Annotated in this window: 12 protein-coding genes; 10 read left to right on the top strand and 2 right to left on the bottom strand. The window is 68.7% G+C overall.

Annotated elements, in window-relative coordinates; all coding sequences use genetic code 11:
* Positions 1-28: 28 nt before the first annotated feature.
* The 10 genes from moaA (at position 29) to ACX1D0_RS08450 (ending at position 12,862) form a co-directional block, all read left to right on the top strand.
* Positions 29-1,048, top strand: a complete 1,020-nt coding sequence (gene moaA / locus ACX1D0_RS08495) for a GTP 3',8-cyclase MoaA (RefSeq protein ID WP_459017476.1) — start codon at positions 29-31, stop codon at positions 1,046-1,048.
* Between the two features lie 86 nt (positions 1,049-1,134).
* Positions 1,135-1,719, top strand: a complete 585-nt coding sequence (mobA, locus tag ACX1D0_RS08490) for a molybdenum cofactor guanylyltransferase (protein ID WP_459017475.1) — start codon at positions 1,135-1,137, stop codon at positions 1,717-1,719.
* A gap of 53 nt (positions 1,720-1,772) precedes the next feature.
* Positions 1,773-5,486 (top strand): nitrate reductase subunit alpha, encoded by a 3,714-nt coding sequence (locus tag ACX1D0_RS08485; protein ID WP_459017474.1) that lies wholly within the window; start codon positions 1,773-1,775, stop codon positions 5,484-5,486.
* Positions 5,486-7,066: a nitrate reductase subunit beta gene (narH, locus tag ACX1D0_RS08480; protein WP_459017473.1), complete on the top strand. Its 1,581-nt coding sequence runs from the start codon at positions 5,486-5,488 to the stop codon at positions 7,064-7,066. Before ACX1D0_RS08485 ends, narH begins: the two co-directional genes overlap by 1 nt.
* On the top strand, positions 7,063-7,677 hold the full coding sequence (gene narJ, locus ACX1D0_RS08475; protein WP_459017472.1) for a nitrate reductase molybdenum cofactor assembly chaperone: 615 nt from the start codon (positions 7,063-7,065) through the stop codon (positions 7,675-7,677). Before narH ends, narJ begins: the two co-directional genes overlap by 4 nt.
* The gene (gene narI / locus ACX1D0_RS08470) at positions 7,674-8,432 is read left to right on the top strand and encodes a respiratory nitrate reductase subunit gamma (RefSeq protein ID WP_459017471.1); all 759 of its coding nucleotides are present in this window, start codon (positions 7,674-7,676) and stop codon (positions 8,430-8,432) included. Before narJ ends, narI begins: the two co-directional genes overlap by 4 nt.
* 40 nt (positions 8,433-8,472) lie before the next feature.
* Positions 8,473-9,816 carry an MFS transporter gene (locus tag ACX1D0_RS08465; RefSeq protein ID WP_459017470.1) on the top strand — a complete coding sequence of 448 codons (1,344 nt, stop codon included), beginning with the start codon at positions 8,473-8,475 and terminating at the stop codon, positions 9,814-9,816.
* Positions 9,813-11,201 (top strand): MFS transporter, encoded by a 1,389-nt coding sequence (locus ACX1D0_RS08460; protein ID WP_459017469.1) that lies wholly within the window; start codon positions 9,813-9,815, stop codon positions 11,199-11,201. Before ACX1D0_RS08465 ends, ACX1D0_RS08460 begins: the two co-directional genes overlap by 4 nt.
* Before the next feature lie 22 nt (positions 11,202-11,223).
* A complete protein-coding gene (locus tag ACX1D0_RS08455) occupies positions 11,224-11,640 on the top strand; it encodes a molybdenum cofactor biosynthesis protein MoaE (protein ID WP_459017468.1) in 417 nt (138 codons plus the stop codon).
* A complete protein-coding gene (locus ACX1D0_RS08450; RefSeq protein WP_459017467.1) occupies positions 11,609-12,862 on the top strand; it encodes a molybdopterin molybdotransferase MoeA in 1,254 nt (417 codons plus the stop codon). Before ACX1D0_RS08455 ends, ACX1D0_RS08450 begins: the two co-directional genes overlap by 32 nt.
* Positions 12,863-12,925: 63 nt before the next feature.
* Here ACX1D0_RS08450 and ACX1D0_RS08445 read toward each other — a convergent pair whose 3' ends face one another.
* Positions 12,926-13,408 carry an SRPBCC domain-containing protein gene (locus ACX1D0_RS08445; RefSeq protein ID WP_459017466.1) on the bottom strand — a complete coding sequence of 161 codons (483 nt, stop codon included), beginning with the start codon at positions 13,406-13,408 and terminating at the stop codon, positions 12,926-12,928.
* A gap of 2 nt (positions 13,409-13,410) precedes the next feature.
* On the bottom strand, positions 13,411-13,755 hold the full coding sequence (locus ACX1D0_RS08440) for an ArsR/SmtB family transcription factor (protein WP_459017465.1): 345 nt from the start codon (positions 13,753-13,755) through the stop codon (positions 13,411-13,413).
* Between the last annotated feature and the right edge of the window lie 61 nt (positions 13,756-13,816).

Genomic DNA, 13,816 nt, shown 5'->3' with positions numbered 1-13,816 from the left:
GCTAGCCCTCTCGGGGTAGCATGCGCCCATGCAGGAGGCACGGTTGTCGGACAGCCACGGGAGGATCGCGCGCGATCTGCGCGTGTCCCTCACCGACCGCTGCAACCTGCGCTGCACCTACTGCATGCCGGCCGAGGGGCTTGCGTGGCTGCCGGCCGAGGAGACCCTGACAGACGACGAGGTGATCCGCGTGCTCCGGGTCGCGGTGGAACGGTTGGGCGTGGCTCGCCTCCGATTCACCGGCGGTGAGCCCCTGCTGCGCCCGGGGCTCGAGCGGATCGTCGCCGGCGCCGCGGACCTGCGGGGTCCCAATGGTCGCCCCGAGCTGGCGCTCACGACCAACGGGCTGGGCCTGGACAAGCGGATCGGCGGGTTGGTCGCGGCGGGACTGGACCGGGTCAACATCTCCCTGGACTCCCTCGACGCCGCCCGGTACGCGCGGCTCGCCCGGCGTGACCGTCTGGATGACGTGCTGGCCAGCATCGCTGCCGTCGACGCCGCCGGACTGCGCCCGGTGAAGGTGAACTCGGTCATCATGCGCGGCGAGAACGAGGCAGACATCGTGCCCCTGGCCGAGTTCTGCCTGGCCCGCGGCTATCAGTTGCGCTTCATCGAGCAGATGCCGCTGGGTCCGCAGCACGAGTGGGACCGGTCCCGCATGGTCACCTCGGACGAGATCCTGGCGCAGCTGAGGACCCGCTTCGGGCTGACCCCGCTCGATGAGCCGCGCGGCGCGGCGCCCGCCGAGTTGTGGCGCGTCGCACCCGACGACCGACAGCCGGGCGGGACGATCGGCGTGATCGCCTCGGTCACCAACCCCTTCTGCGGGGCCTGTGACCGGACGCGCCTCACCTCTGACGGGCAGGTGCGCACCTGCCTGTTCTCCCGCACCGAGACCGATCTGCGCGCCATCGTCCGCGGAGGCGGCTCAGATGAGGACCTCGTGGCAGCCTGGACCGGCGCGCACGCCGCCAAGCCCAGGGCGCACGGCATCGACGACGCCGGATTCGTTCAACCCGCCCGCACGATGAGCGCCATCGGCGGATGACGAGAGGAACCTCATGGAGATCCGCTTCTTCGCCGGAGCCGCCGAGGCGGCCGGCGTGGACTCGCGCTTCGCCGGCCACTAGGCCGATGCGCCTCGCCGTGGTCCTCGGCGGCGGCCGGTCCTCGCGCATGGGTACGGACAAGCTCGAGCTCACCGTCGGGGACCGTTCCCTGCTCCAGCGCACCTGCGACGCGGCCCTCGGCTGGGCCGATCGCGTGGTCGTCGCCTCCCCCCGGCGCGCCGGGTTCGGGGACCCGCGGGTGTCGTTCGTGCTGGAGGAACCGCCGTTCGGGGGACCGGTGGCGGGGATCGCGGCGGCCGTGGACGCGTTGCCTGGGGAGGCGGAGGAGGTGATGCTCCTCGCTGGGGACCTGGCGAACCCGGACGCGGTCGTCGCCGCCCTCGCGGCGGCCGTGATGGCTCCCGACGGCGTGGTGCTGGAGGACGCCGAGTCCTGGCCGCAGTACCTCGCCGGCCGGTACCCGGCAGCCGCGCTGCGGCGGGCCGTGGGGGAGGTACCGGCGCTGCGCGACGTGTCTGTCCGGCGGCTCTTGGGAGGGCTGCAGGTGGCGCGGGTGCGGGCGCCCGCCGACGTCACGCGGGATGTCGACACGCCTAGTCAGGCCGTCGTCGCGGGAGTCGATGCGGTGATCTACGACGACACGTCATAGTTTTTTCCCAGAAGTTTGGACGTTTGTCCCCATGGCATGGAAAGCTGACGCCCATGAGCACCGATTCCGCGCGCATTGACGGCCCCGCCTCTGATGCCCTGCTGAAGCTTGGCCGGTTCTTCACCCGCTGGGACGGCACCGACGACGGCCGCGCCGTTTTCCGGCAGGGGGGCCGCGCGGGCGATGTCTTCTACCGCGACCGCTGGAGCCACGACAAGGTGGTCCGCTCAACCCACGGCGTCAACTGCACCGGCTCCTGCTCGTGGAAGGTCTACGTCAAGGACGGGATCATCACGTGGGAGGCGCAGCAGACGGACTACCCCACCACCGGCCCGGACCGGCCGGAGTACGAGCCCCGCGGATGCCCCCGTGGGGCCGCGTTTTCGTGGTACACCTACTCGCCCACCAGGGTGCGCTACCCCTACGGTCGCGGCGTCCTCATCGAGATGTACCGCGAGGCGAAGAAGCGCCTGGGTGACCCGGTGGCCGCGTTCCGCGAGATCTCGACGGACCCGGTCAAGCGTCGCAGGTACCAGCAGGCACGCGGCAAGGGCGGCCTGGTGCGCATCTCGTGGGAGGAGGCCCTCGAGATCTCGGCCGCCAGCTACGTCAACACCATCAAGTTCTACGGCCCGGACCGCTGCGTCTCGTTCTCGCCGATCCCGGCGATGAGCATGGTCTCGCACGCCATCGGCACCCGATTCACGCACCTCATCGGCGGCGCGATGACCAGCTTCTACGACTGGTACGCGGACCTCCCCGTCGCCTCACCGCAGGTGTTCGGCGACCAGACGGATGTGCCGGAGTCCGGCGACTGGTGGGACTCCACGTACCTCATGATGTGGGGCTCCAACGTGCCGGTCACGCGCACGCCCGACGCGCACTGGATGGCGGAGGTGCGCTACCGCGGCACCAAGGTGGTCACCGTCAGCCCGGACTACGCGGACAACGTGAAGTTCGCCGACGAGTGGCTGCCCGCGCAGGCCGGCACGGACGCCGCGCTGGCCATGGCCATGGGCCACGTCATCCTCAAGGAGAACTTCGTCGACAAGAAGGTGGAGTACTTCGACGGTTACGTCAAGCAGTACACCGATCTCGGCATGCTGATCACGCTGGTGGACCACCCGGACGGCCACGGCCTGGTGCCGGGCAAGTTCCTCACCGCCGCGGACCTCCCCCTCCACTCGTCGGTCTCCGATGCCGCCTTCAAGACGGTGGTGTGGGACGACGCCACCTCCGGCCCCGCCGTGCCCAACGGCTCCATGGGCTACCGCTACTCGGAGGACGGTGCCGGCCTCTGGAACCTGGACCTCGGCGACATCCGTCCCGCGCTCACCCTGCTTGAGCAGGCGGAGGCGGACAAGGTCGAGATCTCCCTGCCCTGCTTCGAGGACCCGAAGGGGGAGGGCAGCATCATCCACCGGGGCGTCCCCGCCCGGATGGTGGAGGGCAAGCTCGTCACCACCGTCTTCGACCTCATGCTCGCCCAGTACGGCGTGGCCCGCGACGGGCTGCCGGGCGTGTGGCCCACGGGGTACGACGACGCCACCGTTCCCTACACCCCGGCCTGGCAGGCGGAGATCACGTCCGTGCCGGCAGAGGCGTGCCTGCGCATCGCCCGCGAGTTTGCGGCGAACTCGGAGGAGTCGAAGGGCCGCACGATGATCATCATCGGCGCGGGCATCTGCCACTGGTTCCACGCGGACGTCACGTACCGCGCCATCATCGCCCTGCTCATGATGACCGGCTGCATCGGCAAGAACGGCGGCGGCTGGGCCCACTACGTGGGCCAGGAGAAGTGCCGCCCCATGACGGGCTGGTTCAACATGGCCAACGCCACGGACTGGTCGCGGCCACCGCGCACCATGATCGGCACGGCCTATTGGTACATGCACACGGACCAGTGGCGCACCGACGGCTTCTCCGCGGACCGGATCAAGTCTCCGCTGTCCACGGGCAGCCTCGACGGGACCCACTCGGCCGACGCGATCGCGCTGTCGCACCGCCTCGGCTGGATGCCCTTCTACCCGCAGTTCGACGCGAACCCGCTGGACCTGGCCGACGAGGCCATCGCCGCCGTGGGCCGCGGGGAGTACGAGACGCCGCAGGCCTACGTGGCCGCCAAGCTCAACTCGGGCGAGCTGAAGAGCTCCGTCGAGGACATCGACGCGCCGCAGAACTGGCCGCGCACCATGATCCTGTGGCGCTCCAACCTGTTCGGCTCCTCCGCCAAGGGCAACGAGTACTTCCTCAAGCACCTACTGGGCACCCACAACAACGTGATGGCCAACGGTCACGGCGCTGAGCTGCGCCCGGACGTGGTGACCTGGCACGACGAGGCGCCCGAGGGGAAGCTGGACCTGCTGATCACCGCGGACTTCCGCATGACCAGTTCGACGCTGCTCAGCGACATCGTGCTGCCGGCCGCCACCTGGTACGAGAAGTACGACCTCAGCTCCACCGACATGCACCCCTTCGTGCACGCCTTCACCCCCGCCATCGACCCGCCATGGGAGACGAAGAGCGACTTCGACGTCTTCGCCGAACTCGCGATCAAGCTCTCCGAACTGGCGAAGGGTCGCCTGGACACCCGCAAGGATCTGGTGGCCGTCGCGCTGCAGCACGACACTCCGGGGCAGATCGCCCAGCCGGGCGGCCACGTGCCGGACTGGCGGGGGACGGACCTGGAGGGGGTGCCCGGGAAGAACATGCCGGTGCTGGCCGTCGTGGAACGCGACTACACGGCCATCGCGGACAAGTTGCTCACCGTCGGCCCGCTGGCGGAGAAACTGGGCTTCACGGTGAAGAACATCACCTACGACGTGGGCCACCAGGTGACCAAGCTCGGCAAGCTGCACGGCGTGTACCCGTCCGGCCCGGCCGAGGGCCGTCCGGCGATCAACACGGACCAGCGGATGGCCGAGGCCATCCTGATGTTCTCCGGCACCACCAACGGCGAGCTCGCGACGCAGGGTTTCCGGGACCTGGAGCGCAAGACCGGCCGCAAGCTCGCCGACCTGTCGGAGGGGTCGGAGGAGAAGCAGATCACCTTCATCCAGACCCAGCAGTCGCCGCAGCCCGTGATCACCTCACCGGAGTGGTCGGGCTCGGAGACCGGCGGGCGCCGCTACGCCGCGTTCACCATCAACACCGAGCGGCTCAAGCCGTGGCACACGCTTTCGGGCCGCATGCACTTCTTCCTCGACCACGACTGGATGGCGGATGCGGGGGAGCAGCTGCCGATCTTCCGGCCGCCCCTGGACATGGGGCGGGACTACGGCGAGCCGGAGCTCGGGCCCAACGGCGAGAAGGCCATCACGCTGCGCTACCTCACGGTGCACAACAAGTGGTCCATCCACTCGGAGTACCAGGACAACCTGTTCATGCTCAGCCTCGGCAGGGGCGGGCCCCAGGCGTGGCTCAGTGTGGCGGACGCCACCAGCATCGGGGTGAGGGACAACGACTGGATCGAGCTCACCAACGCCAACGGAGTGTTCGTGGCCCGCGCCGTCGTCACCCCGAAGCTGCCGGACGGCATCTGCTACGTCCAGCACGCGCAGGAGCGCACCATCGACGTGCCGAAGTCCGAGGCCACCGGCCGACGGGGCGGCATCCACAACTCGGTGACCCGGATCCTGCTGAAACCCACCCACCTCATCGGCGGCTACGCGCACCAGGCGTACGCCTTCAACTACATCGGCCCCACCGGCGTTCAACGCGACATTGTGTCGACGGTGCGCCGCCGTTCCCAGGAGGTCCAGTACTGATGGCCAAGCAGCGTCGCGTGATGGCCCAGGTGGCCATGGTGATGAACCTCGACAAGTGCATCGGCTGCCACACCTGCTCGGTCACCTGCAAGCAGGCGTGGACCAACCGAGCCGGCACCGAATACGTGTGGTTCAACAACGTCGAGACCCGCCCGGGTCAGGGCTATCCCCGCACGTACGAGGACCAGGAGAAGTGGCAGGGCGGCTGGGTCCGCACCAAGTCGGGGCGGCTGAAGCTGCGCTCCGGCGGCCGGTTCAAGAAGCTGCTCAGCATCTTCGCCTCCCCGGTGCAGCCGGAGATGAGCGACTACTACGAGCCCTGGACCTACGACTACGAGAACCTGGTCCAGGCCCCACTCGGGGACGACTTCCCGGTCGCCCGGCCGAAATCGCTCATCACGGGCGAGAACATGGCGATCAAGGCCTCAGCCAACTGGGACGACGCGCTGGGGGGCATCCACGAGTCCGGCCACGATGACCCGATCGTCAAGAAGCTCCTCGAGGACGCCAACCTGCAGATCAAGTTCGAGTACGAGAAGACGTTCATGTTCTTCGTGCCCCGGATCTGCGAGCACTGCCTCAACCCCTCGTGCATGGCCGCCTGCCCCTCCGGCGCCATCTACAAGCGTTCCGAGGATGGCATCGTCCTAGTGGACCAGGACAAGTGCCGTGGTTGGCGGCAGTGCATCACCGGCTGTCCCTACAAGAAGATCTACTTCAACCACCGCTCCGGCAAGGCCGAGAAGTGCACCATGTGCTACCCGCGCCTTGAGGTGGGGCTGCCGACGGTGTGCTCCGAAACCTGCGTGGGGCGGCTGCGCTACATCGGCATCATCCTCTACGACGCGGACCAGGTCACGAAGGCCGCGCTCGCCGATGAGAAGGACCTCTACCAGGCCCAGCTGGACCTGATGCTGGACCCGCACGACCCTCAGGTGATCGCCGACGCCAGGGCCAACGGCATTCCGTCGGACTGGCTGACCGCCGCGCAGAAGTCGCCGGTGTATGCGCTGATCAAGCACTTCAAGGTGGCGCTGCCGCTGCATCCTGAGTACCGCACCATGCCCATGGTCTGGTACGTGCCCCCGCTCTCCCCGGTGGTGGACCTCCTCAAGGAGCAGGGTCATGACTCGGAGGCCGGCGGCAACCTGTTCGGCGCCATCGACGCGCTCCGCATCCCGGTCGAGTACCTGGCGGAGCTGTTCACCGCCGGGGACGCCGACGTGGTGACCCGCGTCCTGCAGAAGCTCGCCGCCATGCGCTCCTACATGCGCGACGTGACGCTCGGCCGCGAGCGGCAGCCGGAATTGGCGCACGCCGTCGGGATGGAGCCCTCGGCCATGGAGCAGATGTACCGGCTGTTGGCCATCGCGAAGTACGACGAGCGCTACGTCATCCCGAAGGCGCACGCCGAGCAGGCGCACAACCTTGAGGAGATGGGCTGCTCCCTGGACTTCGAGGGTGGGCCGGGGGCCGGGGGCGAAGGGGTGTTCGGCACGTCATCGGGCCGCGTCGTGCCGGTGGCGATCGAGAGCTTCGCCGACGCCAAGGCGCGCCAGCGCGACGCGAGCGGGGCATGATGTCGGCGGTGGTGTTCCAGGCCGCCGGGCTGCTGCTCAGCTACCCGGACGAGGCGCTGCTGGCCCGGCTGCCGATGATCGAGGACGCGGTGGCCGAGACCGGTGCCGGTGCGCTGTTCGCGCCCACCGTCGCGCACCTGCGCAGCATGCCGATCATGGAGCTGCAGTCGTGGTACGTGCAGGAGTTCGACCTGTCCCGCCGCCACGCGCTGCACCTCACGTACTGGACCGACGGCGACACCCGTCGCCGCGGCGAGGTGCTGGCCGCCATCAAGCAGACCTACCGCGATTCCGGCCTCGTCGTCGACCTCGCGGGCGAACTACCGGACTACCTGCCGATGGTGCTGGAGTTCGCCGCCGTCGGGCATCCCGAACTCGGGCTCAGCCTGCTCAACACCTACCGCGCCAGCCTGGAATTGCTGCGCATCGGTTTGCAGGAGGACAAGCTGCCGCAGGCCGGCGTCGTCGCGGCCGTCTGCGACGCCCTCGGCGGCCCGTCCCCCAAGACCCGTTCCGAGGTGCGTGACCTGTTGGGCGGCCCGCCCAGCGAGACCGTCGGCCTGGAGCCCACGTTCCTGCCCTATCCGCAACTGCAAGGGAGCATGCGATGACCACTCTGCTCTGGGGCGTCCTGCCCTACGTCGTGCTGCTGGTGCTCGTCGGCGGGCTGATCTGGCGCTACCGGTTCGACCAGTTCGGCTGGACCACCCGGTCCTCCCAGCTCTACGAGTCGAGGCTGCTGAAGATCGGCTCCCCGATCTTCCACTTCGCGCTGATCGCGGTGCTCATGGGGCACCTCGTCGGGCTCCTCATCCCCAAGGCGTTCACGGACTGGATCGGCATCGACCAGCACACCTACCATGCCGGGGCGCTGTACGGCGGCGGCCTCGCGGGGCTTGCGCTGGTCGTCGGCCTGGTGTTGCTGATCTGGCGCCGGCGCTCCACGACGGCGGTGTTCAAGGCCACCACGTGGAACGACAAGATCATGTATCTCGTGCTGGCCACCGTCATCGGCCTGGGCTTGGTGGCCACGCTGACAGGGGACACCACGCCCACGGGTGAGGAGCACAACTACCGTGAGACCGTCTCGGTGTGGTTCCGCTCGCTCTTCGTGCTTCAGCCCGACGTCGAGGCCATGGGCAACGCCACCTGGCAGTTCCAGACGCACGTCGTCATCGGCATGCTCCTGTTCGCCATCATTCCGTTCACGCGGCTGGTGCACGCCTTCTCGGCGCCGTTCCACTACCTCTTCAGGCCCTACATCGTCTACCGCTCCCGCGACGACTCGGCGCGTCGATCCGCGACCGTGAAGGGCCGCGGCTGGGACCCCGTCGGTACCCAGGACAACAAGCGCGCGCGGCGCTGAGCACCTCCCTCCAGACCCTTCCCCCAGAGAGACCAACGAAGTGAGCAAACACCTCATCGAGGTGGCGCCCGTCCACGACACGGGCCAGGGCGCCGGCCGGGTCATGGTCATGTCCACCCTCGCGTTCACGCTGATGTTCGCGGTGTGGCTGATGTTCGGCATCCTCGGCGTCCCCATCCAGAAGGAACTCGGCCTCACCGACGTCGAGTTGTCCTGGATCTCGGCGCTCGCCGTCCTCAACGGTTCGATGTGGCGCCTTCCGGCCGGGATCCTGGCGGACCGCATCGGTGGCCGGAAGGTCACCCTGTTCCTGCTGTTCGCCACCGCGCTTCCGGCCTTCCTGGTGTCCAAGGCGGACAGCTACGGGTTGCTGCTGGTTCTCGCCTTCCTCGTCGGCTTCGCCGGCAACCTGTTCTCCGTGGGCACCACCTGGAACGCCAGCTGGTACTCGCGCAAGCGGCAGGGCCTCGCGCTCGGCGTGTTCGGCGCCGGCAACGTGGGCGCCTCCGTCACCAAGTTCATCGGGCCGCCCCTCATCGCGGGGACGGCCGGGGCCACCTTCGCGTTCGGTATCGAGGGCGGCTGGCGGCTGGTGCCCGTGATCTACGCGGTGCTGCTGGTCATCGTCGGTGTGGCGGTGTGGATCGTCGTGCCGCACGTGGACCGGGCGCCGGGAACCAGCAGGAGCGTCCGGGAGATGCTGCTCCCGCTCCGGCACATGCGCGTGTGGCGGTTCAGCCTCTACTACGTGGCTGTCTTCGGGGCCTATGTCGCGCTGTCGGCGTGGCTGCCCAAGTACTACGTCGACAACTTCGACGTGAGCCTCACCACGGCAGGCCTGCTCACCGCGACCTTCATCTTCCCCGCCTCCCTGCTGCGCCCCGTCGGCGGGTGGCTCAGCGACCACATGGGCGCGCGCCGGGTCATGTACTGGACCTTCGCCCTGATGCTGGTCACCACGGGCATCCTGATGATGCCCAACGGCCACATCGTCATCGACCACGCCGACGGCACCCAGACCCAGCACCTCGCGTACTCGCTCAACCTGTGGATGTTCGCGGTGCTGGTGTTCCTCCTGGGCTGCGCGATGGGCCTGGGGAAGGCGGCCGTGTTCAAGCACATCCCCGAGTACTTCCCGGAGAACGTCGGCTCCGTCGGCGGCCTCGTCGGCACCCTGGGTGGCCTCGGCGGGTTCGTCCTCCCACCCTTGTTCGCCTACACGAAGGTGTGGTCGGGGTTCCCGACCTCCACCTTCTTCGTCCTGTTCATCCTCACCGTCATCTGCGCGGCCTGGATGCATCTCACCATCGTCAAGATGCTGCACGACAAGTCCCCTGAGCTCGCCGGCACCATCGAACTTCCTCTGGAGGAGGCCACAGTATGAGCACCAAGTTCGAGACCAAGGGTGACTGGCTGCAAGCATGGGATCCGGAGGATCCCGAGAAGTGGGACAGCAGGCTCGCCTGGAACACGCTGACCATCACGACGTTCACGCTGACGTTGGCCTTCGTCGCCTGGTTCCTGCCGAGCGCCATCGTGCCCAAGCTCAACGCGCTCGGGTTCACCTTCACGAAGGAGCAGCTTTACTGGATGGCCGCCATGCCCGGCCTGTCCGGCGGCCTGCTGAGGCTGGTGTGGATGGTGCTCCCACCCAAGATCGGCACCCGCAAGATGGTCACGTTGACCACCCTGCTGCTCATCCTGCCGGTCCTCGGATGGGGCTTCGAGGTCACCAACCCCGACGTGCCGTACTGGCGCCTCATGGGCCTGGCGTTCCTCTCCGGCATCGGTGGCGGCGCCTTCTCCGGCTTCATGCCGTCGACGTCCTACTTCTTCCCCAGGCGCATGCAGGGCACGGCGCTCGGCCTCCAGGCCGGCATCGGGAACTTCGGCGTGTCACTTGTCCAGCTCATGACGCCCTGGCTGATCACCTTCGGCATGTTCGGGTTCCTCGGCTCGCAGCAGATGGCGTTCGCGGGCAAGGACCCCGTCACCGTCTGGTACCAGAACTCGGCGTTGGTCTACATCCCGTTCATCATCGTCGGCGCCATCTGGGCCTACATCGCGCTGCGGTCCGTGCCGATCAAGGCCAACATCAAGCAGCAGTTCGACATCTTCTCCAACCAGGACACCTGGTGGATGACGGTCCTCTACATCATGACCTTCGGCACGTTCTCCGGCCTGGCGGCCCAGTTCGGCCTCCTGATGCTCAACCTGTACGGGGCGGGCAACACCGCCATCGTTGAGGGCGCGGGGGCCACCGCCACCATGCTCGTCGACGGCTACACCCTGCCGGACCCGGTGAAGTTCGTGTTCCTCGGCCCGCTCGTCGGTGCCGGGGCCCGCATCGTGTTCTCGCCGTTGACGGACCGGATGGGCGGCGCCATCTGGACGCTCATCTCCGGCATCGGCATCCTGGGCTCGATCCTCTTCACGATTCCGGCGCTCACCCCGGACACCTCCAGCGCCGCCGCGCTGCAGGGCGGTTTCAACCAGTTCCTGTGGGGCATGCTGCTGATCTTCCTGTTCTCCGGGAACGGCAACGCGTCGACGTTCAAGCAGATGCCGATGATCTTCGAGAAGCGGCAGGCTGGCGGCGTGATCGGCTGGACCGCGGCCATCGCGGCCTTCGGACCGTTCCTGTTCGGCGTCGGACTCACCATCATGAGCCCGACGATGTTCTACGCGATCGGCGCTGTCTGGGCCGTGATGTGCATCGCGATCACCTGGTTCCGCTACGCCCGCCCAGGCGCGCCGAAGCCCAGCTGACCCCTCGGGCTAGGGTGTGTGTGTGAAGCAACTCGCAGGGGTGACGGCCGACGACGTCGACGTCGACGCGCTGACGGGGTTCGTCACCGATGACCGCGCGGGCGCCGTCGTCACGTTCGGCGGCATCGTGCGCAACCACGACCACGGGGTGGCGGTCACGGGCATCGAGTACGTCGGGCATCCGACGGCGCAGGCCGTGATGCGGGAGATCGTGGCCGAGTTCGAGGGGCGCGACGGCGTCCACGCGATCGCCGCGCAGCACCGCGTCGGCACGCTGGGCATCGGGGGAGTTGCCCTGTTCGTGGCGGTCGCGGCCTCGCACCGGGCGCAGGCGTTCGGCTGCGCGTCTGACCTGGTGGAGCGGGTCAAGGAGAGGTTGCCGATCTGGAAGAAGCAATTCCTCGCCGATGGCACCCACGAGTGGTCGCAGTGCCCGTGAGCCGTGGCTGCGAATGCTGAGCGTCGAGGGGTACCTGGAGCGGGTGCTGGCGATGGCCGCGCTCTTGCCATCCGAGGTGACGCCCGTGGGTGAGGGTCGCGGACGGGTCCTGACTGAGGACCTGGTGGCGCGGCTGGCGGTCCCCCCCTTCGACAACTCGGCCATGGACGGGTTCGCGGTGCGCGCCGCCGACGCGACGCCCGGCGCCGCGCTGCGCGTGGTCGGCGACGTCCCTGCCGGCGTCACATCCACCCCGACGGTGGGGCCCGGGGAGGCGGCCCGGATCATGACTGGCGCACCGATGCCGCCGGGGGCCGACGCCGTCGTCCCGGTGGAGGCGACCGACCAGCCGATGGGCGCCGCGCCGCTGCCCGATCGTGTCGTCGTCCACGAGGTGGCGGTGCCGGGCAGGCACGTGCGACGGGTCGGTGAGGACGTGCGCGCGGGTGACGTCGTCCTGCCCTCCGGCGCCATCTGGGGGCCGGAGGCCGCGTCCGCGGCGGCGTCGATCGGCTTCGGGACCGTGCCGCTGCGGCGGAGGCCGCGGGTCGCGGTGCTGTCGACAGGCTCCGAGCTGGCGCCCGCCGGTGAACCGCTCGGCTTCGGCCAGATCCCGGACTCCAACTCGATCCTGCTCGCCGGCCTCGTGGAGAGGTTCGGCGGCCAGGTGGTGCTGCGGCGATCGGTGCCCGACGACGGAGCCCAATTCGCGCGGGTGCTCGACGAGGCCTCCGGCGCAGCAGACGTGGTGGTCACCTCCGGCGGGGTGTCGGTGGGGGCGTTCGAGGTGGTTCGTCAGGTGGTCGAGGGCGAGATCGAGTTCGTCACGGTGGCGATGCAGCCGGGCAAGCCGCAGGCCTGCGGCGCACTGCGCGCCCGGGACGGGCGGGCCGTGGCGTTCCTGGGTCTGCCCGGCAACCCGGTCAGCGTGTTCGTCTCAGCGTGGGCGTACCTGCGCCCGCTGCTGGCCGCTTTCCAGGGCCTGCCCACCCGGTGGCCGTCCGTCGAGCTTCCCGTCGCCGAGGGGTGGCGCAGCCCGCCGGGCCGTCGGCAGTACACGCCGGTGCGCATCGTCGACGGCGCGGTGCTGCCCTCGCACCGGCTCGGCTCAGGCTCCCACCTGGTGGCCTCGCTCCACCTGGCCGACGGCCTCGCCGTCGTTCCAGAGGTGGAGGAAGCCGTCAGTCCGGGCGACGTCGTGGCGGTCCACGTCACCAAATGACCTGAGGAGTGACGTCGGGTGCCGGGTGCGACACCCGACGTCACTGCCTGCGGCGCTCGACAATCAGGCGGCGGGTTCGTCCATGGATCGGCCGGTCTCCAGCAGGGTCTTGAGCCCCGACAGTGCCCACGGCCATCCACCGCCACCGGAGCTCGGATCCGCGCCGCCGGTCACCTCGGCGAGGAGCTGCGGGTTCTTCGTCACGTCGTGGGTGAGGACGAGCTGTGTCAGGCCGCTCGGATACTCGGTGAGCTCCCATGTGACGCGGGTTGCCTCTGCGCCGGGGTACCAGGCCGGCGCCCAGTCAAGGACCAGGCGTCGCGGCTCCTCGATCTCGACCACCGTGCCGCTCACGGCGACGTCTCCCATGCCCATCTGCTTCATCTCGTCGGTGGCCAGATTGCGGTAGTTGCCGCCGGGGCGGGGGTCGATCTCGACGTCGCCGCCGTAGCCCCACCGCGTGGTGTATTCGGATGTGGTGATGGCGTCCCAGACCTTCTGCGCCGGGGCGTCGATGTAGATGCTGTAGATGACGGTGTTGTTCATGATCAGCCTTTCGGAGTGTCGCTCTCGACGACGTGTCTGAGCTGAAGCAGCACGGACGCGATGCCGGCCCGCTCGGTGTACTTGCCGATCCACCGGTCGTGGATCTGCTGGATCGGGACCGGGTTGAGGTGGTGGAGCTTCTCCCGGCCTTGCCTTCGCGTGGTGACGACGCCGGCCTCCTCCAGGATGCGGAGGTGCTTGGCGACGCCGAACCGGGTCATGTCCGCCCGGGTCCGGACCAGGTCCGTCAGTTCCGCGAGCGGGCGGCCGTCCCGCTCGAAGAGCGCATCCATGAGCAACCGACGGATGGGATCCGCCAGCGCCTTGAACACGAGGTCCTCGTCCATGTCCCGAGCATAGGTGACCGAAGGGTCACATATGAAGGGTCGGCTGGCCGGATGTCCGCCG

Source organism: Tessaracoccus pujii (genome assembly GCF_054483895.1).
Note: the sequence above shows the minus strand (reverse complement) of the source record. Positions and strands in the feature narration are given on the sequence as shown.